Genomic DNA, 25084 nt, shown 5'->3' on the forward strand with positions numbered 1-25084 from the left:
TGACTTAAGTACATTTGTATACCAAAGTATCTCGCATGGCTACCGAATCAAGTAATCCCTCGTCAACGATGACGCCTACCGAACTCGACGCTCGCGCCGTCGCGAGCGCCCAGGCGCTGGCCGCTTACGTGGTTCAGGCGAAAGGACACGGACACGGCGGCACCGCCATGGCATTGGCGCCATTGTCGCATGTCTTGTTCTCCCGAGTTCTGCGCCACTCCCCCGCCCACCCCGACTGGCCCGCCCGAGACCGGTTCGTTCTTTCGGCCGGTCACGCCAGCCTTCTGCTGTACACCCAGCTGTTCTTCACCGGCTACGGCCTCACCCTGGACGACCTCGCCAAGAGCCGCACCCTCGGCTCGAAGACACCCGGGCACCCCGAGGTGCACCACACCGTCGGCGTGGAAATGAGCACCGGCCCGCTCGGCCAGGGCGTCGCATCCGCGGTGGGAATGGCCATGGCCGCCCGGCACGAGAGCGCCGTGTTCACCCCCGGCCACACCCTGCTCGACCACACCACCTGGGTGCTGGCGGGCGACGGATGCCTGCAGGAGGGCGTCTCCGGTGAGGCGTCGAGCCTGGCCGGCACCCTCGGCCTCGACAACCTGGTGCTGATCTGGGACGACAACGGCATCACCATCGACTCGGGCACCGACGAGACCTTCTCCGAAGACGTGCGCGCCCGGTACCGGGCCTACGGATGGCGGGTGCTCGAGATCGACACCCCGAACGACCTTGACGCCATGGAGGCCACCCTCCGCTCGGCGGCGGAACGCACCGGTCGCCCTACCCTGGTCGCTCTCCGCACGGTCATCGGCGCCCCCTCCGTCAAGTTCGGCGGCACCTCCGCCGCTCACGCCGGTGGCTTCGGCGCCGACGAACTCGCCGCGGTGAAGACAACGTTGGGCTTCGCACCCGATGCTCCCCTCGAAGACCTCGTCAGCCCCGAGACCCTCGCGCACACCCGGGGCGCCCTCGCCCGCGGCGAGCAACTGCACAGCGACTGGGAGGCCGACCTGGCCACCTGGAGCACCGGCGACCCCGAGGCGGCGGCGCGCTGGACCGCTTTCCGCGGCGGCGAGTTCGACAGCTCCGCCCTCGACACCGTGAACGTCGGCAGCGCCGGCGACACGATCGCCACCCGCAAGACCAACGGCGCCGTGCTCCGCGCGCTGCAGGGCTCAGTGCCGCTGTGGGGCGGCTCCGCCGACCTCGCCGGATCCACCACCGTGGAGGTCGACGGCGACCGGTTCTCCGCGGCCAACCCAGCCGGCGAATTCATCCGGTTCGGCATCCGCGAGCACGCCATGGCCGCCATCCTCAACGGCATCGCCCTGCAGGGGCCGTGGCGCCCGTTCGCGTCCACCTACCTGGTGTTCAGCGACTACATGCGGCCGAGCATCCGTCTCGGAGCACTGATGGGACTCGGCGCGGTGTACGTGTACACCCACGACTCCGTCGCCGTCGGCGAAGACGGCCCCACCCACCAGCCGGTCGAGCAGATCGCGTCACTCCGCACCGTTCCGGGGCTCGACGTGGTGCGCCCCGCCGACTCCGTCGAGGTCGTCGCCGCCTGGCGCCGCATCCTCGCCTCCCCCGACCGCCCGGTCGCCCTCGTCCTCAGCCGGCAGGACCTGCCCGTGCTCGAGAGCACCGACACCACCCCCGCCGGTGTCACGGCCGGCGGCTATGTGCGCTGGCAGCACGGCGCCGGAAACGACCTGGCCATCCTCGCCACCGGCAGCGAGGTTCACCTCGCGATCGACGCCGCCGTTCGGCTCGCCGACGAGGGCCTCTCCGCCCGGGTCGTGTCGATGCCGTGTGTCGAGTGGTTCGCCGAGCAGAGCGCCGACTACCGCGAGTCCGTGCTGCCGGCGGCACTGCGTGCCCGCGTCGCCGTCGAGGCGGGCCGCGGCGATGCCTGGTACCGCTGGGTCGGCCTCGACGGGCGCGTCGTCTCGGTCGAGGAATTCGGCGAGTCCGGCAGCGGACCCGAGATTCTCCGCCGCCGCGGCATCCACCTCGACGCGGTCATCGCTGCCGCGCACGCCACCCTCGCCATACCCGCACTCGTCACCAACTAAGGACAAACCATGCTTTCCACCACCACCATGACCCCCAGCGCCGCTATGGTCGCCAAGTACATCGACCACACCCTCCTGAAGCCCGAGGCCACCGCCGATGACGTGACCGCGCTCATCGCCGAGGCCGTCGAGCTCGGCACCTACTCGATCTGTGTCTCCCCGTCGATGCTGCCGCTCCGCATCCCCGCCGGCGCCGACCTCAAGGTCGCGGTCGTCTGCGGTTTCCCCAGCGGCAAGCACCACTCCGCGATCAAGGCCGCCGAGGCCGACCTCGCCATCGAGCAGGGCGCGGACGAGATCGACATGGTCATCGACATCGGTGCCGTCAAGGCCGGCCGGTTCGCCGAGGTGCAGGCCGACATCGCCGCCGTGCGGGCCGGCGTCCCGGCACCGACGGTGCTCAAGGTGATCATCGAATCCGCTGCGCTGACCGATGCCGAGATCGTCGGCGCGTGCCAGGCATCCGTCGCTGCGGGAGCCGACTTCGTCAAGACCTCCACCGGTTTCCACCCCGCCGGCGGGGCGACCGTGCACGCTGTTCGCCTGATGAAGCAGACCGTCGGCGACCGGGCCGAAGTCAAGGCCTCGGGCGGGGTGCGCAGCTTCGATGACGCCCTGGCCATGATCGACGCCGGCGCCACCCGCCTCGGTGTCTCCGGCAGCGCCGCACTGCTCTCCGGTGCGTCTTCGGCCGAACCTGCCGGCAGCTACTAACCGTCGGCTGGGCTCGCACATTGCATCGTGTGCGAGCCCAGCGCGCATGTTCCTACTGACCCACCGAAACGTCGATCAGCACCTTCCCGACAACGCCGCTCTCAACCAGGGCATGCGCATCCGCCGTGTGCGCGAGGTCGGTGCGGTGCAGCGGCAGCCCGGCCTCCTCCCCCACGCTCAGCGCGCCATCGACCAGGGCCGCGTTGATGTCCTCGGCCGCCGCCCGAATCACGTCGGCGCCCACCGTGTAGAGCAGCACGAACTGGTAGCGCACGTTGAGGCTGAAGTGCTGGCGCACGTCGAGCGTCACCTGGTCGCCGCCGTTGTTGGCATAGACCGCGATCGACCCGCGATTACGGATGACGGCAAGGTCGAGCAGCGCATTCTGGGCCGGTGCGACCTCCACGATCAGGTCCACCCCCTCCGGTGCGATCGCCCGGATGTGGGCGACGACGTCCGGGTCGGTGTAGGTGAGCACATGCTGCGCGCCGGCCGCCGTGGCGAGCGCCTCTTTCGCCGGACCGCTCACAGTCGTAACAACGGATGCCCCCGCCCACCGAGCCAGCTGGATCGCCGCGTGCCCGACCGCACCTGCTCCGCCGGCCACGAGCACGACCTTGCCGGCCAGGGCGCCCGGGTGCAGCCTCCGCGGTCCGTCTTCGGCCACCGTCAGCGCGCGGTACGCCGTGATCGCCGGCACTCCGAGGCTCGCGGCCTGATCGAAGCTCGCATTCGCCGGCAGCAGGAAGACGCGCTCCGCGGGAAGCACCGCGTACTCCTGGGCCGAGCCGCTGTTCGCGCGCTGATACGCGGCGAGCGCCAGCCACACCCGGTCGCCCACGCTGACGTGCTCCACGCCGGTGCCGACCGCCTCGACGATGCCGGCACCGTCCTGCCCGGGCACGACGTCGTCGAACGCGAGCGCCTGGCCCGGTGCCGAGCCGCGGCGCGACTTCCAGTCGGTGGGGTTCACGCCGCTGACCACGATCCGCACCCGCACCTCGTCGTCTCCAGGTTCGGTCACCGGCCGATCGACGAGCTGGAGCACGGACGGGTCACCGGTCTGGCTGTACACAATTGACTTCATGTCAGGGGTAACGCTGGCGGGGGTGGAATGTTTCCCTGCCTTTCAACCCGCCAAGCCAACCGAACAGTGATGCGACGCCATATGCTCGTGCTGCCGATAGCGTGAGCAGATGAACTACATCGGCGTTGACCTCGCCTGGGGCGAAGGCACAGCTACCAAAGCGGCCAAGGAGACTGGGCTCGTTCGCATCGATTCCTCTGGCACTGTGCTCGACGCAGGCTGGGCACGGGGCATCGACGCGGTAGTCGAGTGGCTTGTCTCAAACAGCGCCGCCGGAGATGTAATCGCAATTGACGCACCGCTGGTCGTCGCGAATGCAACCGGCATGCGTGAATGCGAGCGCGAAGTGGCACAGCGCTACGGTCAGTGGCAGGTCTACGCAAACCCCTCGAATCTTGGGCGCCCGTGGTTCGGCGGCGTCACCCTTCGACAGCGGCTCGAGCAAGTCGGTTTCGTCTACACGGATGGTCGCACGCCCCCTCGTCCCGACACGGTCCAGTTCTTCGAGTGCTATCCGTACACGACCTTGGTCGGCGCACCCGAGCTCGGATACGAGGTTGAGCGCCCCCGGTACAAGCGTTTCAATCCGGCGCTACCGAGTCCGGCCGCGCGGCGCCACTTCCGCGCCTCGGAGTGCGATGAGCTCCTGCGGCGGATGCTGCGCCTCACCGATGTGAGCCCTGCCCTCGATCTGCGCTCGCACCCAGTCACAGCAGCGCTAATCGACGACGAGTCACCGCTCAATGATGCTGCATACAAGCACAGAGAAGACCTCCTCGACGCCGCGCTCTGCGCGTGGACCGCCGCACTGTGGGCGCATTTCGGATTGGAACGGTGCCAAATCCTCGGCGAACTGGACGCACCGGACACCGAAGGACGCATTCCAGTCATCATCGCTCCCGCCCGGCCGGAGCAACGGTTGGGCGGGAAAGTCGCTCGACCGAAACGGAAGAATGTCGGCGCAATGCGCTTGGTCGAGCCTCAGCTGGCGCAGGTCGACGGCGCGACGACTGCAACAGCGCTGCTCACCGTGGCCGCCAGCGTCCTCGCCCTTGACCACGTCGAAGACCCGGACTCGAAAGCGTTCGAGAGCGCACTCGCGGCGGTCCTTGCTACGATCGCCGGGCTCAAGGCCTGCTAGCTCTAATCCCAGGAATCCCTAAACACACTGTCGCCCGAAACCAGATAAACAGCCTCTAACCTGCACAATGCCTTCGCCCAGGGTCGATATAATGTGTGGCGGGGGGCTTCGCTATGAGTAGATTTTTTGGAACACCGGCAGGGGTCAAAGTCGGCCAATTCTTTATCGACCGCCGCGAGCTTCACGAAGCATTCGTCCATCGCCCAACTCAAGCCGGTATCAGCGGCACCAAGTTGGAGGGCTCCGACTCCATCGTCATTTCTGGCGGCTACGTCGACGACGAGGATCATGGCGACTACATCATCTACACCGGCCACGGCGGTAAGGACCCCAACAGCAAGCGTCAAATCGCGGATCAGTCTCGGGACGCTTCGGGCAACGCTGGTCTCATCACTAGCCATGCCCAAGCTCTGCCCGTTCGTGTCGTTCGAGGAAAACACAAGGGTTCTCCGTTTGCGCCCCCGGCGGGCTACATCTATTCAGGGCTCTACTTGGTCACCCAATGGTGGATGGAACTGGGTCGGGATGGCTTCCAAATCATTCGCTTCCGCCTCGAGCGAATCGATGAACAAGTCCCGCTTGAGCCGCAATCGTTGAATGTGCCCGACCCCGAATTTGCCACGACCATCGTGTCCCGCCGGATTAGAGACTCGCAGCTGGCGCGTGAGGTGAAGAAACTCTACGACTATCAGTGTCAGGTGTGCGAGCACGCAGTCCCGACCTCGAACAATGTCTTCTATGCCGAGGGCGCTCACGTCCGGCCGTTGGGGCGGCCCCATCTTGGCCATGATGCTCTGAGTAACATTCTGTGTCTCTGCCCGAATCACCACTCCCAGTTCGATCTTGGTGGACTCGTCTTGACTGACGCGATGGAGGCCATTGAAACACGGACAATGACGCCGGTTGCCAGTCTCTCTTTCCGAAAACGTCACGTCGTCGAAACCTCGAATGCCAGCTACCATCGGGCCCTCTGGCTGGGGGCGCGTGGCGTGTCCAGCGATCTGCGCTTGCTGCAGCCGTCAGCGTAGGGCGAGGGATAGCGTCCCCAACAAGCGGTCGTACGGCACGCCCAGCGTCAGCCGTAGGAATGGTAGTCAGCGACAGCAGTACAAAGCCAATGCCTTCAGGTTGATTTCCTCCGGACCCGCTGACGACCAACGTGTTCGGTTTGGGGACTCAATTGGGCATCAACGCCAACATGACTGGAATTGCCGCCCCAGCGGCAGCAAGGAAGAGAATCCAGCTGCCCACTCTCCGCGCGACCTTCCACTTACCACGGACCTCCTGCCGATTCTCAATGTCCAGGAGGATCGAAGAGAAGCCGTCCAGGACAGCCCCCGGCTCGACGTTCTCGACAGTGTCGTCGCTCCAAGTCTCCGGTCGACCTGCCGCCGCGGTGATGAGTTCAACGGTCGCCTCATCCAAGATTTGAGGACGTTCGCGAAGCCACGCGAGCACGTTCTCGCTGTGCACAAGCTTGACGGCGATGGGCGAGATCGGCACTGTCACCTCCCCCGGATCGACCAAAGCTAGGACCGCGTAGCAACTGACTTGCAGCCCTGCTCCAATGCTCAGGGCATTCGTCGCAAGCTCCGCCAGCGCCTCGACGGAAGGGAGAACGGATACTGCGGCTCCACCTACGCGCATCGCGCGGCCGCCCACCCAGACGTCCTTACGAAACATGGTCCAGCTCGTGATCGCAAATACACCGCCGGGCCCGACCACCACGTGAGAGATTGCGTCGTCCGCGCCCCGAACGGGAAGATCGTGAAACACGGCCCAGCGTGGCCCCAATTCCATCAGGGAATCAGCGACTGATTTCCGCGCCATTGCGTGCCAAAACACGGCGTACTTGGTGGTATCCCGGAATATGTGCCGACCGAAGAAACGCTGGATCCGCGATCGCGTCCCCTGAGCCACCCGGATATCCACTAGGTGCATGATGAGCTCCTGACCGCCTACTCGGTCGTGCATAGTCGAATCGTTCGTTTCAACCGCGTCAGTCTCCATCGCTTCCATTCCCCCAATACGTGGTGGGAGGGCAAAACAATCGACCCCCTTGGTAGATTTTGCCTCAGCCAGCAGCTAGGTACACGCCCCCAGTGCGGCCGAACCGCGCCCTACGCCCGCCACTCCCGCACGTCAACCTCCCGCAGCCAGGCCACGAACCTGTGGTTGCACAGCGCCGACGATCCCCGCTGCTCCCGGATGAGCGCGATCGCGTCAGTGGACGAAGGCAACTGGCGCTGCACCAACTCCGCTTGCAAGTGTGAGTGGGGGCGGGCGTCGTAGGCTTTGGGCACGTCGGAGGGCTCAGTCGAGGTACCCGTTTCCGAAAGAACCTGAGCCAACCAAATCGTTCGCCGTTTTCACGCTATCTAGCTCTGGCCGAAGCGCGCAGGTCAGTCCCGACATCCGCCATCGGGGTCTGAGCCCGCTCCAGCAGGTACTCGGTGACGGATGCCCAGCTCGGGAACGCCGCTCCTGGGCCGAACTGCAGCCACTCCCCCTCGAACTCGCCAGCGCCGTTGGCCGAGCGGTCGTCGACGAGGAAGTCGCCGCGGTTGAGGTTCTTGTGGTGAGAGAGGATCAGCCGCTTGTAGGCCACGCTCTCGCTCGTCAGGCCCAGGTGCTCCTGCACCCACAGCACCTTGTCGTGCCAGGCGGAGGCGTTGTGCCACGGCGCGGTGGACAGAGTGTAGGTGTCGAAGTGCTGGGCCAGCTTACGGTAGGCCTCCAGGGCATCCGGCAAGGGGTCCATCAGGCCGAAGATGCCGGGGGCATCGTCGTAGTGGCCCTCGTATTCGATCTGGTCCCGCGCGCTCAGCCGCGCGATGCCGCTCGGGAAGTCGACGAGCGTGTTGTCGAGGTCGATGTAGAGGATCTTCTTGGGTGCGGGCGGTTCGTGGTGCGTCATTGCGGTGCTCCTTGGATCGGGTGTCTTTACGGCAGGTAGGGGCCCAGAACGCGGGCCGTTGTGAGGGCGAGCCTGCGGTCGATGTACTCGTAGGCCGGCATCAGCTCGGTCGCGCCCATCACCGTGTGGATCACTCCGGCCGCATCGAAGATCGCGATCGGCTCGAGGTTGCGCAGCAGCGCCCAGAACGGCTGGAAGAAGTGGATGCCGCGTCCGGTCGCCACAACCAGCTGGAGCGCCGCTCGCGCGTACGCATCGCGCGCCTCGAGCGCGGTCGGGAACGACCGGAAATACGGGCAGTCGGGTTCGTCAGTCGGCATCATCGGGGCAGGCACTGCGCACCACTCGTGCCGGTCGTCGACCGCGGTGGCGAGCGCACTGGCGATCACCCGGTACGTCAGCGACCGCGGCGTGGTGACCGGGGTGGCCTTCGGGATGCCGAGGCCGGTCGCCACCTCGATGCGCTTGACGGTCTCGTGCGGGCTGATGGCGGCCATCATCTCGATCCAGCTGATGCGGGTCACGACGCCGTTGACCAGGTACTTGCAGCCGCCGACGAGATCCCACTGGATGCTCATGCCGTCCTGCTCATCATGCACGATCACCAGGCGGCCGTCGCCGGGGACCTCGTGGCCGGAAACACGAAGGTGCGGATGCCGCCGCACCAGTTCGCTCGCGATCCACCACACCTGCGCGGTGAGGAAGCGGTCGGCGGGCGGGTTGTACTCCTCGAAGCCGTCTCCCCCGCCTTCGCCATCGTCGTCGTTGGTCACGAAGTTGTTGCCGGAATCGTTTGATGCCGCGTCGCTCATGCTGTTGTCTCCTCGGTGGTCACGTGTGCAGCGGCATCCGTCTGTGGGAATGGTTCGGTGCCGGTGGCGCTCAGCCGGACAATCGCCTCGCGCAGAAACCGCTTCGGCGCCGCCGCGGGCAGCGCTGACACGACCTCGGCGAGCGCCCGAGCGATTGGCACGCCCCGGTGCAGGGCGGCATAGAGCGCTGCGACCGACGGGGTGCGGCTCTGTGCCTGCGCGCAGTGCAGCAGCACCGTGTGGCCCTCCGCCCGCAGCGCGGCGATCGCGTTCACGGTGTCGACGAGCACGACGTCGAGATCAGGGTTTTCCGCGGGGTCATCCTTGTCGATGAGTCGCACCTGCAGGTGATGACGGATGCGCGCCGGCACCTGCCTGCTGCCCACCCGGCAGAGCGAGACCACCGCGTCGATCTCGGCCGGCAGAGCATCGAGGGCTCCGGCCGCGCCGAGCCAGATGTTGTCGTCGTGGGGGTGGCGGATCAGGGTGGAGACGTCACCGAGGTAGGCATAGTCGAAGCGTTCCGGACGTGTGAGAGTCATGCCTACCCCCTGGCGTTCTCCATCTGCGGATGCACGGTATTGGTTCATCTGGTCCCCTTTGATTCAGGTCTTGATTCGATCAGACTTGATCTATTCCCAACATAGATCAACCCTGCGACAATTAGCTAGTGACCACGTATCGAGACAGTGCAAAGAGACTCCTGACCGACTATCCGCGCCCGTCGGTGGCGGTGGACACGGCGGTGCTCACGGTGAAGGACGGCGCCCTGTGTGTGGCGCTCGTGCGGAATGACACCGGCTGGCGCCTTCCCGGTACGTTCGTGCACGAGCGGGAGGCGCTGGCGGAGGCTGTGCTGCGGTCCCTGCGCGACAAGGCCCGGATCGAGGGGCTGCGCCCGCGCCAGTTGCACGTCTTCGATGACCCCGACCGGGATAACCGGGGCTGGGTGATGTCGGTGGCGCACCTCGTGGTGGTGCCGGAGGCATCCGTCGCCCAGGTCGACCTGACGCCCGTGACCGAGGTGCATGGCACGGTCTACGACCACAAGAAGATCATCGAGATGGCGGTGGACACCCTGCGTGCCTCGTATCGCGCGTTCGCCGACCCCGAGCGGCTGCTCGGGCCGGAGTTCACGCTGCTCGAGCTGCTGCGGCTGCACTCGGCGATCGCGGGCGAGCCGCTCGGCAAGGACACGTTCCGCCGGCACATGCTGGGGCAGCTGGTGGAGACGGATGCCTACCAGCAGGGCGTCGTCGGCAAGCCGGCGAAGCTGTTCCGGCACGCGGCGGGGTGAGGCGGCCTTCGCCTGGCAGCGCCGTGAGATTCCGACCGGACGGACCCCGCTGACCACAGACTCAGAAATGGTGCGCGTGTGATGCATGCAAGGTTTCGACGAGCACTGCGGTTTCGCTCACAACCTGCCTGATCATTGCGGCCCGCCCGTCAGGACGGCGCCGAGCACGGCCGGCAGCAGCAGCCACGCGCCGAAGGCTGCCGCGCAAAGTGCGAGTGTGCCGCTGAAGCTCCACACTCTCCGCCGCGATCGCGCCGCGAGAACCTCGGCATCGAGCGCGTTGAAGCGAGCCAGCACGTTCTCCGTCGGCGGGAACAGCGGGGCCGGCCACGTCGCCGGATCGTCGATGACCGCGGCGAGCTCCGCCAGGTCACCGGCGTTCAGAACCACGGGATGCTTCACGAGCCAGCGACGCAGGGCAGCGGCGGTTGTGACTTTCACCTGATCCGGCTGCACCTTGACGGTCAGCGACTTGGGGTTGACCAGCGCGAGAACGGGTTGCGCGGCCGGGAGCAGCGGCATCCGTTCTCTCAGCAGTTTCGTGACCCGGCCGGCTTCGTATTCAGCGTTGCGGATGTAGGGCTGCTTCTGGCCGGACACCATCAGGCCCCGCCCGGCCACCCAGACGGTCTTGCCCGCGTGGTGTTTCGTGTTGATGGTGAAGATGCCGCCCGGGCCGATGACGATGTGGTCGATGTCCGAGCCCTTCTTGCCGATCGGCAGGGCGTGGAAGGACGTCCACTCCAGGGGCAGAGTCGCGAGGATCTGGCCGACCACGATCTCGCCTTTGGCACCCAAATACCAGCTGACGCTGTCGCTGCGCAACGGAGAGTTGCCGCAGAACCGCGCGAACGTGCTGCGCGGTGGCGTATCGGCGTGCTGCCGCAGCAACTCCTCGATGACCGCCTGGGCCGCGAACTGCTGCCTCATTGTTTGCGCGTGAATAGTCATGGTTCCCCCGTTCCCCCGCGTTGAATCTAGCGGTTGGTGTGGTCTGGTGTCGCGTGGGCGGCATCCCCAGAACGGGCTCGCAACGCCGGCTACCCATCTCTGAGAGACTGACTGGCGGGGGGGACTGGCGCGATGCTCGTCACCGGCATCGACCTATGAGGAGCACCGGATGGCTGAGCAGTCCCGCGAACGAGTCGGCGTCTATTTAGACTTCGACAACATTGTCATCTCGCGCTACAACCAGCTGCACGGCAAGAACCAGTTCGCCAAAGACAAGGCGCGCAATCACGTGTCGTCGAACCCGAGGGCCGACGCTGAGGTGACCGCGCGCATCCACCAGGCCATGATCGATGTGGGCGCCGTGCTGGACTATGCGTCGTCGTTCGGGTCAGTCGTGGTCAGTCGCGCCTACGCCGACTGGTCGGCGGCGGTCAACGCGAGGTACCAGCGCCAGCTCACCGACCGCGCTGTCGACCTGACGCAACTGTTCCCGACCGTCTCGTCGCTGAAGAACGGCGCGGATATCCGGTTGGCCATCGACGTCGTCGAGGACGTGTTGCGGCTCACCGACCTCACCCACGTCGTCATCGTCGCCGGAGATTCCGACTACGTCCCGCTCGCCCAGCGCTGCCGGAGGCTGGGCCGCTACGTCATCGGCATCGGCGTGTCCGGCTCGACGAGCAGTACGCTCGCGGCCGCCTGCGACGAGTTCGCCGACTATGACTCCCTGCCCGGGGTCACGAGTGCGGCGACGCTGATTTCGATGTCGACCCCCTCGGCCCCGACCCCGCCAGCGCCCCCGCCAGCGCCCCCGATCCCGCCGGCCAAGGAGGTTCCAGCCAAGAAGACGGATGCCGCCGCATCCGTGGCTCCGCTTCCTCTCGTTTCGGCCGCGGTGCCCGCACTCACAACCGATGCCACGCCCACGCCCACTGCCCGGAAGGCGGCGACTCCGCTGCTCCTGCGAGCGATGGAGCTGCTGGCGAAGAACGACCAGGAGTGGCAACACGCATCGGCGCTGGAGCTCCAGATGAAACGAATGGACCCTTCATTTCAGGAGCGGGCGCTCGGCTTCACCCAGTTTTCTGATTTTCTGAAATCTCGGTCTTCGGTCGTTGAGGTCGAGCAGAAAAGTCCGGCCAGCCCGGTCCTGCTGCGCCTGCGCGGCTGAGCCGGGCGGTCTCTCACCAGCGTCGTGAGGGATTGCCGCAGCTCAGAACACGAGCCCATGCCGCTGCATCAGGGGCATGGTGGCCTCGAAGTCGACCTCGCCGCCATATTCGGCCGCCAGCGGCGGGAGCGTCGCCGGGTCGTACTCGCCACCCGGTTCGGCCAGCTGGCGGAAGAGCTGTTCGATTCCGCCCGGCACGATCAGCTCGAGCACCCGCAGCGGCTCTTCGCCGGCATTCCAGAAGGTGTGCCAGCGACCCCTCGGCTTGAAGACCAGGTCGCCCGGCGAGGCAACGACTTCGTCGCCGTCCTCGAAGACGCCGAGCCGCCCGGCAAGGACGAGACTGTACTCGTCCTCCCGACTGTGCCGGTGGATCGGTGCCGCGAGGGTGCGCGGCGCCAGCAGGTGTTCCACGACCGCGATGGCTCCACCCGAGTCAGCACTGTCAAGGATGTACCGGTCCAGAGCGCTGGCGTCTCCGGTCGACTCGATGGCGCGGGCAGTCTTGATGCGGATGCCGGCCGACCCGGCTCGGTTCACGTTCATGATTCCTCCTCCTGGTGTCGGAGTGCGGCGTCAGCGGGTCTAACGCGTACAGTTCGAACGCTAGGCCGCCCCGCGGCGTTTGGATATGCCGGTGTGACCTCTACTCGACCGGGACCATGCCCGCACGATGCATGCCCGCACGATGCCTGCCTGCCTGCCATGTTCATGGTCCCGGAGCCCGACTGTCGGTGGCCCCTGAGACCCTGAACTGCTTCCGACTACCACCGACCGGGAGCATCACGGCCTGGAGGCACACGATGACCACCCGCAACGAAACCGCGCTGTTCCGGCTGATCGACAACTCGGCGACGACACCCGTGATCCTGCACGCACCGCACGGCGGACGCTTCATTCCGGCGGAGTACCTGCACTCCTACGTCATCTCCCCCGCCGAGTTGGAGGCGGAGAAAGACGTCATGACCGACCACTTCACCGACGAGCTCGTCGCCGCCATCACGGGCGCGAGCGCGGTCATCAACGGCCTGTCCCGGTTCGCGGTCGACGTCGAACGGTTCCCCGACGACACCGAGGAGATGAACGCGGTGGGCATGGGTGTGCTGTACACGCACGGCTCCCGGCGCCAGGAGATCCGGCGGGTGTCCGCCGACGACGAGAAGCCGCTGATGGACTACTTCGAGGCCTACTCGGCTCGGTTCACCGAACTCGTGGACGCGACTCTGGCCGTGCACGGGCGAGCCGTGATCTTCGACGTGCATTCCTACCCGGAAGCCGAGCTGTCGTATGAGCTGCACGGCGGCGGCTACCGGGCACCGCTCTGCGTGGGGTCAGAGCCGTTCCACGCATCCGTCGACCTTCTGGCCACGGTCGACGGATGCTTCCCTCACCTCGACACGCACGCGAATGCGCCCTTCGCGGGGTCGTATGTGCCGCTCAAGCACTACCGCACCGATGCGCGTGTGAGTTCGGTGATGCTCGAGATTCGCCGGGACGTGTACATGGATGAGGCCACGGTGACTCGGAAGCCGGAGGGGTTCGCCTCGCTGCAGGGGTCGTTGCAGCGACTGGTAGATCTGGTTCGTTGAGGTTGGCCATCGCTCCGAGTGCGCGGGGCGCGCGTGGCCCAAACGGCGCGGTCGGGGCGCACGGTATGGAAGCCGGCGCACGATAGAACGTGCGCCGGCTTCCACAGGGTGCGCCGCGACATCCGGCAGGCGACCTCAGCCTCGTCCCGTCGCAACGAGCGGCTCGGGCTCGGGCGCGGGCGCGGACACCGGCCCGACCTCCGTCTCCGCGTCCGCCTCCACCTCCACCGACGGCCGGCGCTTCGTGCGGCCCCAGGCGCCGCGGCCCGCGATCGCGAGCAGGGCGGGCACGAGCACCAGCATCACGACGAGCGCGTACACGGCGACGGCCATGGCCAGGCCGAATCCGAACATCGTCACGGTGCGCTGGTCGTTGAGAATGAAGCTGCCGAAGACGACGACCATGACGGATGCCGCGGCCAGGATCACCCGGGCCGTCGCGGCCAGGCCGTCGCGCACCGCCCGGTCGGCGTCTCCGGTGCGGGCGAGTTCCTCCTTGACGCGGCTGAGCAGGAACACGGTGTAGTCGGTGGACAGTCCGAACAGCACCGCGAAGAGCATCACCGGGACGAACGATTCCACCGGGCCGGAGGCGACCCCGAGCAGGTTGGCGGGCCACCAGCCCCACTGAAACACGGCGACGACGGGTCCGTAGGCGGCGCCGACCGCGAACAGGTTCATGATGACGGCCATCGCCGCGATGAACGGCGCCCGGAACTCGATCAGCAGAACGATGAAGGCCAGCACGACGACGATCAGGATGAACCAGCCGATCTGGGCCAGGAGGGTGTCGGCCAGGTCGATGCTCGTCGCGGTCGCCCCGCCGACGTGCGCGGCCGCATCCGGTGCCGCGGCCGGCAGCACGGTGTCACGCAGGTCGTGCACCAGGGTTTCGGTGGCGGCGTCGTCCGGTGAGCTGGTGGGGATCACGGTGAACAGCGCGGTCGTTCCGTTCTCGGCCAGCCGCGGGGGTGTGACCGCGCTGACGCCATCCGTTGCCGCCAGCTGGGACTGCACGGCCATGCTCGCGGCCTGGTTCTCGGCCGGCGCGGAGTCGGCGCCGAAGTCGACCGTGACCAGGAGCGGGCCGGCCCAGCCGGCACCGAAGCCGTCGACGATGAGATCGTAGGCCTTGCGCTGCGTGGTGTCGGCAGCCTGGGATCCGCCGTCGGCGGTGCCGAGGCGGAGCGACAGCAGCGGCAGGGCCAGGATCGCCAGCACGAGCACGGCGGCGAGCGCCGAGATCCAGCGACGACGCTGGATGTCGCCGACCCAGCCGCGCCAGCCCGAGGCGGGCTGCGGGTGGGAGGTGCTCGCGGCATCCGTCGCGGCATCCGTCCCGGCCGTCTTCTTGCGGAGCTTGCGCACCCGCACGCGGTCCAGGTTGGTGCCGAAGATGGCCAGCAGCGCCGGCAGCAGGGTGACGGCGGCGAGCATCGTGGCGCTGACCACGAGGGCGCTGGCGAGCCCGAGGGAGGAGACGAACGGGATGCCGATGGCGTAGAGGCTGAGGATGGCGATGATCACCGTGGCGCCGGCCACCAGAACGGAACGACCGGCGGTGGTCATGGCCGCTTCGATGGATGCGTTCGGGGCCAGGCCCTGGGACATCCCCTCGCGGTGCCGGGTGACGATCAGCAGGGCGTAGTCGATGCCCACGCCGAGGCCGATCATGGCGGCCACGATCGGGCCGGACGTGCCGATGGTGACCGTCGAGGCGATCATGGAGATCGAGGCGAGCCCGACGCCGAGGGCCATCAGTGCGCTGACCAGGGTGACCAGCATGGCGAACAGGGAGCCGAACACGAGCAGGAGAACCAAGGCCGCCGCGAGCAGCCCGTAGATCTCGCTGCCCGACGGACCGGTCTCGGCCTGCGCGGCGGGGCCGCCGAATTCGACCTGCGCCCCCGCATCCTGCACGCCGTCGAAGGCGGCCTGGGCGTCGGCGAGGGTCTGGGCGGGGATGTCCTTGGCCCGCTCGGTGAACTGGATGGTCACCATCGCGGTCGACCCGTCTTCGGAGATCATCGGCTGGGGCGGGCCGTAGGGCGAGCGCACGGCGGCGACACCGTCGAGCGCGGCCAGCTCGGCCACGGCCTCCTCCACCGCGGTGCGGGTGGCCGGGGAGGTGACGGGCTCCGCGGCATCCGTGCTGTGCACGATGGCCTGCATGCCGTCGCCGGACAGTTCCGGGAACTGCTCGCGCAGGGTGTCGTAGGCAGCCTGCGAGTCGGTGCCGGCGAGGGTGAGGTCGTTGCTGAAGGTGCCGCCGATCGCCCGGCTGCCGAACAGGGCGCCGAGGAGAAGCACCAGCCACAGTCCGACCACGATCCAGCGGTAGCGGGTTGATATACGAGCGAGTGCAGAGAGCACGGAGAGTCCCATCCCGATTCATCGAGTCCGGCAGCGCAGTTCGGGCTGCTGAACCGAGACTAGATGAAATGAGACAGCGTTGTCTAGTTTTTGGCCTCGGTGTTCTTGGCCTCGGTGTTCTTGGCCTCGGTGTTCTCGGCCTCGGTGTTCTCGGACTCGGAGCCGCCTGTCGCGATCCCGCCGACCAGGGTGCGGAAGATGAGGTCGGACACGTCGACGTCGGACTGCTTCGTGGTCGGCGCGGCCCGCACCGCCGCAATCAGCAGGGAGGCCATGGCCGTGACGATCCATTCCGGTGACAGGTCGGAACGGATGTCGCCCTCGAGCTGACCGCGCTTGACGACCTCCACGACGGGGGCGAGCACCTGGTCGCGCTGGGTGAGGAATCGCGGGCTGGAGTCCGAGGCCTTCATCAGGATGATGCGGAAGCGCATCCCGTGCTTGCCCAGCGCGCCGATGACGCGCCCGAGCACCTCTAGGGCGTTCCCGTCATCGAGGCGACAGGCGAGGAGGGTCTCCGACGCGCGGGTCAGGGCCTCCGCCTGGATCGCCTTGAGCAGCGTCTGCCGGTTGCTGAAATGGCGGTAGAGGGTGGCGCGGGTCAGATTCGCCGCTTGCGCGACATCCGCCATGGAGGAGTCGGGGTCGCGGGCAAGCACATCGGCCGCCGCAGCGAGAAGAGCCCGCTGATGGCGTTCCACGTCGATGCGCGGGACGGCTGGCTGTTTGGGGCTGGGCATGGTGCCTTTCCGAGGAGTGCGTCGATGTCGAGAATACGCGACGGGGACCTCGACCCTCCAGTGGTCGTGGCGCATGGTGTGGAAGCGGGCGCACGGTAGAACGTGCGCCCGCTTCCACAAGGTGCGCCGCGACATCCGTCTCGCCGCAGGTCAGAACGGTGCTGGTCAAAAGGGTGCTGGTTAGAAGGGTGCTTCGTCGGGCAGTGGTGGCCGGGCGGGTCTCGGCGGTCCGGCTGCGGGACCAGTAGACGGTGACGCGCCCGGAATGGCGATCGGCGTGGCGATCGGCGTGGCCGGTTCCGTCACGAAGGGGCGCCCGGTCGGTGAATGCCAGGTGAGGATGCCGCCCGGCTCCTGATTCACCGTCCACCCGGTCTCGGATTTCAAGGCATGGCAGCCTGGGCAGAGATGGGCGAGGTTGTCGTGGGCGGTATGGCCGAGGTCTTGCCATTCGTGGGTATGGTCGAGGTCGGCGATGCGGGCCGGCTGGTTGCACCCGGCGAAGCGGCAGGTTTCGTCGCGCAGCCGGAGGAACCGCCGGAGCGCCTTGGGCACCTTGTAGCGCTCACGGCCGACCGAGAGCACGACCCCGGTCTCGGGATGGACCAGGATGCGCGTGAAGCTCGGCGCCCGCGAGGCCAGGTCGCGGGCCGTGTCGGGATCGATCGGCCCGTAGCCCTCCAGGTAGCCGGGTTCCTCGCTGTGGCCGAGGAGGGTCATCACCGGGACCGTGATCTGGACCGTGGCACGGATTCCCTTGCCGATTCCCGACGGGGTCACACCGTCGACCAGCAGGTCACTGATCACATCGGTGCGCACCTGGGTCAGGGTGCGGGGCTCCCCCGGCCCGACCAGGCTGAGGGCGGCGTCGTTCGCCCGGGCGAAGATGGAGTGCACGACGTCGGCGCTCGTGGTCACGGTCAGGGTCGCCATTCCGTCGGGTTCCGCCTGCACCCAGGACGTGCGTTCGCTGAAGGATTTCTGCCGCCGGGCGGTGATGGACTCCGGGTGCAGACGCTCGCGCAGCACGCGGGCCTTGTGCTTGAGCTTGGCCGCCGTCAGCGTGCGCGCGGCCGGCAACAGCGCCTCCTCGAAGGCGGGCAGCGCTGCTTCGGGCACCGAGCAGGCCTGCCCGATCAGCACCTGGGCGTGCCGGTAGCTGATCTCGCCGGCCTCGAGGGCCGCCCGGGTGCCGGGCAGGTCTTCGGCCAGGGCCCGGGACTCGGCGATCAGCCCCACGGCGGTGGGTTCGGGAATGCGCAGGGTGCAGGCCAGTTCGCTCGAGAATTCGCGCCGGGCGATCTCGGCTGGCTCCCAGTGGGAGGCGGCGCTGCGGAGGGTGTTCGCGGCAATCGATTCGCTGAACCGGCGGGCCTCGTCGATCATGTCGGCCCGCTGCGCGAAGCCCCGCGCGAGACCCCGGTCGACGGCGGCGATCGCGTCGAAACGCGAGCCGAGCTGCGTCTGGGGGGTGCTCACCGAGGTGGTCATGACAGTCACATTACGGGGTGCCACTGACATTCCCCGAGGGTTTCTCATGGGTGTGAATAAGCTGGTCAAACTAGTTTTGTGGAGGGATTGCCGGCGTCGCTCCGTGGCGGATTCAAGGAGTCGCCGACCGGGGACGAACCGAAGTGCGGCGTGCGGCGTGCGGGAGGGACTCTACGGGTGACGACTGGCAGCTGCGACGCGACCCACGGCATCCGTCACCTGGTTTGGCTTCTGGCTGTACTACCTCTGCAGCGTCTCTTAGATTTGCCGGTATGGATCTTGCCACCACCCTTCTCCCCTCGCTCCTCGGGTTCGGCACCGGGCTTGCCCTGATCGTGGCGATCGGCGCGCAGAACGCCTACGTTCTGCGGCTCGGGATCGAGGGGCGCACCCGCACCATCCTGCCGGCGGTGCTGATCTGTTCCGTCTCGGATGCCGCGCTCATCTTCGCGGGTATCCTCGGCATCGGCCTCGTGGTGGAGCAGACCCCGGTGGCGCTCATCGTGATCCGCGTCATCGGGGCCGCGTTCCTGCTGACCTACGGCGTTTTCGCCGCGGTGCGGGCCTTCCGGCCGCGCACCCTGGTGGCGGATGCCTCGCCGATCCCGATCAGCACACCGGTCGCGGTGGCGACGATGCTCGCGCTCACCTGGCTGAATCCGCACGTCTACCTGGACACCCTGCTCTTCCTGGGTTCGGTGGCCAATGAGCAGGGCGAGTCGGCTCGCTGGTGGTGGGGCGGCGGCGCGATCACAGCGAGCTTCGTGTGGTTTTTCGGCCTCGGATTCGGGGCCCGCCATCTGCGACGGTTCTTCGCCCGCCCGGGATCGTGGCGCATCCTCGATGGTTTCATCGCCGTCGTGATGCTGTCACTCGGAGCCGGGATGGCGCTCGGGGTGTAGCCGCGTGTCGTCGCGGCGCAGCTTATGGAAGCCGGCGCAGGGTGGAACGTGCGCCGGCAGCCACAGGGTGCGCCGCGACATCCGTCACTGTGGAACGGCGATAGGGCACTGTCAGGTCGGCGTTGGTTGCCGAGCGGGCTGAAACGGATGCCTTCCGGCCCAGCCCACGGCATCCGTCGCTACACAGCGGCGAGGGTTTCCTCCAGCTCTGCCGGGGCGGCGAGCCGCACGACGACGGGCGTCGCGTTGCCCAGGTTGTCCGAGACGGGGCAGCGAAGTCCGGCCAGGCGGAGCACCTCGTCGAGGTCCTCCGTGCTGGCGTCCGAGTCGAATTCGGCGATGAGTTCGATGCCCTCGAAGCCCGCTCGGTTCTCGGTGGGCAGCGCCATCAGCCGCGAGGGGTCCAACTCGCCCTGGACCGTGAGCCGCAACGACCGCAGGTCAACGCCCTGCTCCTTGGCGACCAGGTGGATGACGACATTCATGCAGCCGGCGAGGGAGGCCAGGGCGTATTCGACCGGATTGGGCCCGGCATCCTCACCTCCGAACATGGCGGGCTCGTCGATGACGAACGAGAAATCGCGCACGGAAACGGCGAGCTTCGTCGGCGATTCCGAGGTTCCGGTGACGGTGACTTTGAGTGGCTTGACGGACATGTTTTCTCTCCTCTGAGAACTGCACTGCCGCCCTCAGCGAGACCGCCAGCGCCCTTTCAGGCTACTCCCATGCAGCATGGAGAAACGAACTATTTCACCCACACGCCGGCCTGCATCGTCGCCGTGACGTGCAGGCCCGCATCGAGCACGATCAGGTCGGCGCGGGAGCCGGCGGCGAGGCGTCCGCGGTCGGGGAGGCCGATCATGTCGGCCGGGTTCTGGGTGGCCGCCCGCACCGCGAGGTGCAGCGGAACTCCGGCGGTGTGCACGGCGTTGCGCACCGCTGCGCTCAGGGTGAGCACGCTGCCGGCGATCGTGCCGTCCGCCAGGCGCGCCTCGCCGCCGGCGACGCTCACGTCGAGAGCGCCGAGCTTGTAGTGGCCCTCGTCCGCGCCGGCGGCGGCCATGGCATCCGTGACGAAGACGGGCCGCGACGGGCTCTCGATGATGAAACGCACGATGGCCGGGTGCAGGTGCACGCCGTCGGCGATGAGCTCGGCGAAGACGTTCGGATCTTCCAGCAGGGCGAGCGCCGGGCCGGGCTCGCGGTGGTGGACCTGCCGCATCGCGTTGAACACGTGTGTGCCGGCCGTGGCCCCGGCGGCGATCGCCTGCCGGGTCATGTCATAGTTCGCGTCGGTGTGCCCGATCGCGGCCACGGCCGCGAAGCCCACGATCTGCGTCACTGCGGCGAGACCACCCTCCAGTTCCGGCGCGATGGTGACCATGCGCACGCAGCCCCGCCCGGCCCGCATCAGCCGATCGACGGTCTCGGCATCCGGCTCACGCAACAGGCTCTCGTCGTGAGCCCCGCGGTGGGCCGGACTCAGCCACGGCCCCTCCAGATGGATGCCGGCCAGGATTCCCTGCTCCACCAGGGTCGCCAGCGCCGCCACCGTGCGCTCGAGTTCGTCGAGCGGGGCGGTGACGAGGCTGGCCATCATCGTGGTCGTGCCGTGGGCCAGATGGGTGGCGGTGATCCGCTCCACGGCGGCGTCGGTGCCGGCGTCGTTGAAGCTGCTGCCGCCCCCGCCGTGGGCATGGATGTCGACGTATCCCGGCGCCAGGGTGCTCTGCGCGAAGACGTGGTCGGGTTCGCGGGGCGGCTCCCCCTCCCCGCAGGCCACGATCAGCCCCGCACGGATGTCCACCCACCCCGGGCTGAGCACCGCATCGGGTGCGATCACGGTTCCGGCAGCGATGAGCATCAGATCCCCTGCCAGGCGTGCTTGTTCGCCCAGGCGTACCTGTAATACGCGAGGTTCTCGAGCCGGGAGGCCGCGGCCTCGTCCACGATGACCGTCACATGCGGGTGCAGCTGGATGACGGATCCCGGCTTGCTCGATGTGATCGGTCCCTCGACTGCCGCGGCGATGGCATCCGCTTTCTCCTCGCCGAAGGCCAGCAGAATGAGGTGCCGGGCCCGCAGAATCGTGCCCAGCCCCTGGGTCATGCAGTGGATCGGCACATCGCCCGGCGAGGCGAAGAACCGCGCGTTGTCGATGCGCGTCTTCTCGGCCAGGGTCTTGATGCGCGTGATCGACGCGAACGACGATCCCGGCTCGTTGAACCCGACGTGCCCGGTGCGGCCGATGCCGAGAATCTGCACGTCGATGCCGCCGGCGGCGCGGATGGCCGCCTCGTAGTCGACGCCCGCGGTCTCGATCGTGGCCAGGTCGCCGTTCGGCACCTGGATGTTCTCGGGGGTGAGGCCGATCGGCACGACCGCGTCGCGGGTGATCACGGAGCGGTAGCTCTCCGGGTGGTCGGCGGGCAGGCCGACGTATTCGTCCAGCGCGAAGCCGCGCACCCGGGAGACGTCCATCGGGTTCTCGGCCAGGGAGGCGGCGAGCGCCGCGTAGACCGAAAGCGGGGTCGATCCGGTGGCCAGCCCCAGCACCGTGTCGGGCTTCCGGGTGATGAGCGCGCGAATGGATGCCGCGGCGAGCGTTCCCGCCGCGGCCTCACTGTCAACAAAAACTACTTCAGCCAATTTCGTGCTCCGACTTCTGGATGGTGTGGACTAGACCGACGTCGAGGAGGCGGAGTCCGGCGCGCTGGCGTCGGGCACCTCGTCGTCGCCGCGGCCGGGGGTCTTCAGGTTCCACTTGCGAATCACGAAGCGGAACAGGAAGTAGTAGATCGCGCCGTACGCCAGCCCGATCGGAATGAGCAGCAGCGGCTTCTCGGCGAGCCCGAAGTTGAGCACGTAGTCGAACAGGCCTGCGCTGAAGCTGAAGCCGTCGCGGATGCCCAGCGCGTTCACCAGGGCCATCGACGTGCCGGTGAGGAACGCGTGGATGATGAACAAAGGGAACGCCACGAACATGAAGGAGAACTCGAGCGGCTCGGTGACGCCGGTGAGCATGGCGGTGAGGGCACCGGAGAGCATGATGCCGCCGACGATCTTCTTCTGGGAGGGCTTGGCCTCGTGCCAGATGGCCAGGGCACCGGCCGGCAGGGCGAACATCATGATCGGGAAGAACCCGGTCATGAAGGTGCCCGCGGTGGGGTCACCGGCGAAGAACCGGGCGATGTCGCCGCTGGCGCCGTTGTAGTCGCCGATCACGAACCAGACCACGGAGTTGAGGATGTGGTGCAGCCCCACGGGGATGAGCAGCCGGTTGGTGGTGCCGTAGAGAAAACCGCCCCAGATGTCATTGGAGGTGACGACATCGCCGAAGGCCGTCAATCCGCCGGCGAAGGCCGGGTAGACGAAGCTGAGAAGAACACCGAGCACGAGCGCCACCACGGCGGTGATGATCGGAACGAAGCGCCGGCCGCCGAAGAAAGCGAGATAACTCGGCAGGGAGATGCGATGGTATTTCTGCCAGAGGACCGCCGAGACGATACCCATCAGGATGCCGCCGAGCACGCTGTAATCGACGAGGACCTGGGGGTCACCCTTGGCCGGCAACCCCAGCACGAGAGGCGACATCGCCTCACCGACCTTGGAGAAGACGAGATAGCCGACCACGGCCGCGAGGGCGGTCGAGCCGTCGGACTTCTTCGCGAAGCCGATCGCTACGCCCACCGCGAAGAGCAGCGGGAGGGCTCCGAACAGGGCCCCGCCTGCGGAGGCGATGACGGCCCCGCCCGTCTCGAAGCCCGGGATGGCGCCGAGCAAGTCAGGCTGACCGATGCGGAGAAGCAGCCCGGCGGCAGGCAACGCCGCGATGGGCAGCATAAGGCTACGGCCGACTCGTTGAGCCTGGCCGAGGCCCGGTATTTTTCGTCGCGTCCCGGCGTCTACGGTGATGCTGGACATGGATTTCCTCCTGTGATGGGTGTGAAGTGCGGGGCTCGGCCTGATGCCGGGCCGGAACTTCCGGCGGGTGCCGGAGATCAGGGCTGTTGCTGGAGATCAGGGCTGGTGCTGGAGATTCAGGGTCATATGGATCTGGTAGCGATCTCCGCGATACCAGGAGGTGACGTACTCGATGGCGGCCGACCCGGCCGACGAGGTGCGCCGGAAGACGATGAGAGGGGCCCCCGCGGTGACACCCAGCGTCTCCGCGGTGTCGGAACCCGCAGCATCCGCCCACACCGCCTGCTCGGCGTTGTCGATGCGCAGCCCGTATTCGGTCGCGAAGGTCGCGTAGAGGGAGCGGGTCAGGTCTTGCTCGCCCAGATTCGGCAGCAGGTCCGCCGGGTAGTAGCCACGCTCGAGGGCCATCGGGGTGCCGCCGGCCAGCCGGAGGCGTTCGACGACCTGAACCCGGGCGCCCGCGCCGAGACCGAGGGCCGCCCGCACGTCGAGGGGCGCTTCGATCAGCGAGGTGGAGAGCAGGAGCGTGGCGGGCACGAGGCCGCGCCGGCGCATGTCCTCGGTGAAGGAGGCCAGGTGCAGATCGCTCTGCACGCGCTCACCCGCCACGAAGGTGCCCTTGCCCTGGATGCGGTACAGCAGCCCCTCTTCGACCAGTTGACGGATGGCCTCGCGCACCGTCGACCGGCTGACACCGTACTTCGCCATCAGCTTGCGCTCGGGCGGAATCGCGGCGTGCGGAGCCAGGGTCTTCTCGACCAGGTCCTGCAGGATCGAGCGCAGCTGCGTTTGCTTGGACACGGGCCCGGCTGCGAGCAGTGAGCTCTCGTCCTGGGTCTGCCTCATGGCGTTGCCTTTCGTTGTTGATCGGTGCCGTCTGCGTCGAACCCGTCTGCGTCAAACCCGAGTGGTTTAGTACCACTTCCACTAAGTGGTTCGTACTGGTACGATCCAATAGTTCGATCATGAAGGTACGACACCCCACTTGTCAACACGGAGTGCGGCACGGCCTTCGAAAGAACCGCAGTCGATGAGCCCGTCGCAGTGCCCACCACAGAAGGAACAGAAGATGACTAGCAAAGCCGCGCAGATCCTGGCCGCCCTCGGCGGAAAAGACAACATCGTGGAAATCGAGGCGTGCATCACTCGCCTGCGCACCGAGGTGACCGACCCCGCGGTCGTGAACGAGGCGGCCCTCAAGGCCGCCGGAGCGCACGGAGTCTTCCGTTCCGGCACCATCATTCAGGTCGTCGTGGGCCCCGAAGCCGACAACCTGGCCGAGGACATCGAGGACCTGCTGTGATCGTTCTCTCCCCCGTGCCCGGCCGCGCCGTGGCGCTCGCCGAGGTGCCGGATCCCACCTTCGCCCAGGCCATCGTGGGCCCGGGCGCCGCGATCGACCCGCCCCGCGGCGTGGTCGACGCCATCGCCCCGATCAGCGGCACGCTGCTCAAGGTGTTCCCGCACGCCTACGTGATCGTCTCCCCCGACGGTCTGGGTGTGCTTGTGCATTTGGGCATCGACACCGTCGAACTGCACGGCGAGGGCTTCACCCTGCGTGCACAGCAGGGCGACCACGTCTCTGCCGGCGACATCGTCGTCACCTGGGACGTGTCGGCGATCGAGGCCACCGGGCGCAACCCGATCGTGCCGGTGATCATCCTCGAACAGAAGGCGGAGACCATCACGCTGGCGGATGCGGTCACGGCCGGCGCCCAGCTCGAGTCGGGCGACGTCTTCCTGACCGTCACCCGCTGAGCGTCCACCGCTGACCGTCGACCGCTGACGCCTCCGCCGGGGGATTCCTGGCGCTGGCGCTGGTACTCGTGCTCGTGCTCGTGCTCGTGCTCGTGCTCGTGCTCGTGCTCGTGCTCGTGCTCATCGTGCTGCC

At 67.4% G+C, this 25084-nt stretch carries 25 protein-coding genes; 10 read left to right on the forward strand and 15 right to left on the reverse strand.

All coding sequences use genetic code 11. The features are described from left to right. The first annotated feature begins 35 nt into the window (after positions 1-35). Both tkt and deoC read left to right on the forward strand, forming a co-directional pair. On the forward strand, positions 36-2084 hold the full coding sequence (tkt, locus tag E3T23_RS07675) for a transketolase (protein WP_134369770.1): 2049 nt from the start codon (positions 36-38) through the stop codon (positions 2082-2084). A gap of 9 nt (positions 2085-2093) precedes the next feature. Continuing rightward, the gene (gene deoC / locus E3T23_RS07680) at positions 2094-2798 is read left to right on the forward strand and encodes a deoxyribose-phosphate aldolase (RefSeq protein WP_134369771.1); all 705 of its coding nucleotides are present in this window, start codon (positions 2094-2096) and stop codon (positions 2796-2798) included. Positions 2799-2850: 52 nt separating this feature from the next. Here the strand turns inward: deoC and E3T23_RS07685 are convergent, their stop codons facing one another. Beyond that, positions 2851-3885, reverse strand: a complete 1035-nt coding sequence (locus tag E3T23_RS07685) for an NADPH:quinone reductase (RefSeq protein WP_134369772.1) — start codon at positions 3883-3885, stop codon at positions 2851-2853. A 109-nt stretch (positions 3886-3994) separates the two neighbouring features. Here E3T23_RS07685 and E3T23_RS07690 point away from each other — a divergent pair, with 109 nt between their 5' ends. Further along, on the forward strand, positions 3995-5026 hold the full coding sequence (locus tag E3T23_RS07690; RefSeq protein ID WP_134369773.1) for a DUF429 domain-containing protein: 1032 nt from the start codon (positions 3995-3997) through the stop codon (positions 5024-5026). 113 nt (positions 5027-5139) lie between these two features. Further along, positions 5140-6054, forward strand: a complete 915-nt coding sequence (locus tag E3T23_RS07695) for a YDG/SRA domain-containing protein (protein ID WP_134369774.1) — start codon at positions 5140-5142, stop codon at positions 6052-6054. Positions 6055-6202: 148 nt separating this feature from the next. On the opposite strand, the gene E3T23_RS07700 is transcribed toward E3T23_RS07695, so the two are convergent. From E3T23_RS07700 to E3T23_RS07715, 4 genes are all read right to left on the reverse strand, one after another. Next, complete coding sequence (locus E3T23_RS07700; RefSeq protein WP_134369775.1) at positions 6203-7045, reverse strand: NERD domain-containing protein; 843 nt, start codon at positions 7043-7045, stop codon at positions 6203-6205. 355 nt (positions 7046-7400) lie between these two features. Continuing rightward, positions 7401-7943 carry a 5' nucleotidase, NT5C type gene (locus E3T23_RS07705; protein WP_134369776.1) on the reverse strand — a complete coding sequence of 181 codons (543 nt, stop codon included), beginning with the start codon at positions 7941-7943 and terminating at the stop codon, positions 7401-7403. A 26-nt stretch (positions 7944-7969) separates the two neighbouring features. Next, on the reverse strand, positions 7970-8755 hold the full coding sequence (locus E3T23_RS07710; RefSeq protein ID WP_134369777.1) for a TY-Chap2 family putative peptide chaperone: 786 nt from the start codon (positions 8753-8755) through the stop codon (positions 7970-7972). Beyond that, positions 8752-9297 (reverse strand): protein-tyrosine phosphatase family protein, encoded by a 546-nt coding sequence (locus E3T23_RS07715; RefSeq protein ID WP_174843857.1) that lies wholly within the window; start codon positions 9295-9297, stop codon positions 8752-8754. The genes E3T23_RS07710 and E3T23_RS07715 overlap by 4 nt, the downstream gene beginning before the upstream one ends. A gap of 128 nt (positions 9298-9425) precedes the next feature. Between E3T23_RS07715 and E3T23_RS07720 the strand changes: the two genes are divergently transcribed. Next, positions 9426-10052 carry an NUDIX hydrolase gene (locus tag E3T23_RS07720; RefSeq protein ID WP_134369778.1) on the forward strand — a complete coding sequence of 209 codons (627 nt, stop codon included), beginning with the start codon at positions 9426-9428 and terminating at the stop codon, positions 10050-10052. A 132-nt stretch (positions 10053-10184) separates the two neighbouring features. Here E3T23_RS07720 and E3T23_RS07725 read toward each other — a convergent pair whose 3' ends face one another. Beyond that, positions 10185-10982, reverse strand: a complete 798-nt coding sequence (locus tag E3T23_RS07725) for a nuclease-related domain-containing protein (protein WP_166806238.1) — start codon at positions 10980-10982, stop codon at positions 10185-10187. A 190-nt stretch (positions 10983-11172) separates the two neighbouring features. On the opposite strand from E3T23_RS07725, the gene E3T23_RS07730 reads away from it, so the two are divergent. Beyond that, positions 11173-12174, forward strand: a complete 1002-nt coding sequence (locus E3T23_RS07730; RefSeq protein WP_134369780.1) for an NYN domain-containing protein — start codon at positions 11173-11175, stop codon at positions 12172-12174. A 42-nt stretch (positions 12175-12216) separates the two neighbouring features. On the opposite strand, the gene E3T23_RS07735 is transcribed toward E3T23_RS07730, so the two are convergent. After that, a complete protein-coding gene (locus tag E3T23_RS07735) occupies positions 12217-12720 on the reverse strand; it encodes a cupin domain-containing protein (RefSeq protein ID WP_134369781.1) in 504 nt (167 codons plus the stop codon). A gap of 257 nt (positions 12721-12977) precedes the next feature. Between E3T23_RS07735 and E3T23_RS07740 the strand changes: the two genes are divergently transcribed. Beyond that, positions 12978-13763 carry an N-formylglutamate amidohydrolase gene (locus E3T23_RS07740; protein ID WP_166806239.1) on the forward strand — a complete coding sequence of 262 codons (786 nt, stop codon included), beginning with the start codon at positions 12978-12980 and terminating at the stop codon, positions 13761-13763. Between the two features lie 135 nt (positions 13764-13898). On the opposite strand, the gene E3T23_RS07745 is transcribed toward E3T23_RS07740, so the two are convergent. From E3T23_RS07745 to E3T23_RS07755, 3 genes are all read right to left on the reverse strand, one after another. Then, on the reverse strand, positions 13899-16136 hold the full coding sequence (locus E3T23_RS07745; protein ID WP_166806240.1) for an MMPL family transporter: 2238 nt from the start codon (positions 16134-16136) through the stop codon (positions 13899-13901). Positions 16137-16219: 83 nt separating this feature from the next. Beyond that, positions 16220-16876: a TetR/AcrR family transcriptional regulator gene (locus E3T23_RS07750; protein ID WP_166806241.1), complete on the reverse strand. Its 657-nt coding sequence runs from the start codon at positions 16874-16876 to the stop codon at positions 16220-16222. 180 nt (positions 16877-17056) lie between these two features. Next, a complete protein-coding gene (locus tag E3T23_RS07755) occupies positions 17057-18367 on the reverse strand; it encodes an HNH endonuclease (protein ID WP_166806242.1) in 1311 nt (436 codons plus the stop codon). A 272-nt stretch (positions 18368-18639) separates the two neighbouring features. Here E3T23_RS07755 and E3T23_RS07760 point away from each other — a divergent pair, with 272 nt between their 5' ends. Next, positions 18640-19269: a LysE/ArgO family amino acid transporter gene (locus E3T23_RS07760; protein ID WP_134369786.1), complete on the forward strand. Its 630-nt coding sequence runs from the start codon at positions 18640-18642 to the stop codon at positions 19267-19269. A 179-nt stretch (positions 19270-19448) separates the two neighbouring features. On the opposite strand, the gene E3T23_RS07765 is transcribed toward E3T23_RS07760, so the two are convergent. The 5 genes from E3T23_RS07765 to E3T23_RS15880 all read right to left on the reverse strand — a co-directional run bounded on the left by E3T23_RS07765 (position 19449) and on the right by E3T23_RS15880 (position 24039). Continuing rightward, complete coding sequence (locus tag E3T23_RS07765) at positions 19449-19925, reverse strand: OsmC family protein (RefSeq protein WP_134369787.1); 477 nt, start codon at positions 19923-19925, stop codon at positions 19449-19451. Between the two features lie 89 nt (positions 19926-20014). Continuing rightward, complete coding sequence (nagA, locus tag E3T23_RS07770) at positions 20015-21133, reverse strand: N-acetylglucosamine-6-phosphate deacetylase (protein ID WP_134369788.1); 1119 nt, start codon at positions 21131-21133, stop codon at positions 20015-20017. Further along, complete coding sequence (locus E3T23_RS07775; protein ID WP_134369789.1) at positions 21133-21918, reverse strand: glucosamine-6-phosphate deaminase; 786 nt, start codon at positions 21916-21918, stop codon at positions 21133-21135. The genes nagA and E3T23_RS07775 overlap by 1 nt, the downstream gene beginning before the upstream one ends. Before the next feature lie 30 nt (positions 21919-21948). Continuing rightward, the gene (locus E3T23_RS07780) at positions 21949-23193 is read right to left on the reverse strand and encodes a PTS transporter subunit EIIC (RefSeq protein WP_134369790.1); all 1245 of its coding nucleotides are present in this window, start codon (positions 23191-23193) and stop codon (positions 21949-21951) included. Between the two features lie 96 nt (positions 23194-23289). Continuing rightward, positions 23290-24039, reverse strand: a complete 750-nt coding sequence (locus E3T23_RS15880; RefSeq protein ID WP_134369791.1) for a GntR family transcriptional regulator — start codon at positions 24037-24039, stop codon at positions 23290-23292. 184 nt (positions 24040-24223) lie between these two features. Between E3T23_RS15880 and E3T23_RS07790 the strand changes: the two genes are divergently transcribed. Then, positions 24224-24496 (forward strand): PTS sugar transporter subunit IIB, encoded by a 273-nt coding sequence (locus E3T23_RS07790; protein ID WP_134369792.1) that lies wholly within the window; start codon positions 24224-24226, stop codon positions 24494-24496. After that, positions 24493-24951, forward strand: a complete 459-nt coding sequence (locus tag E3T23_RS07795) for a PTS sugar transporter subunit IIA (RefSeq protein ID WP_134369793.1) — start codon at positions 24493-24495, stop codon at positions 24949-24951. Before E3T23_RS07790 ends, E3T23_RS07795 begins: the two co-directional genes overlap by 4 nt. Positions 24952-25084: the final 133 nt, after the last annotated feature.

This window comes from Cryobacterium cheniae (assembly GCF_004403395.1).
GTDB classification, from domain to species: Bacteria; Actinomycetota; Actinomycetes; order Actinomycetales; family Microbacteriaceae; genus Cryobacterium; species Cryobacterium cheniae.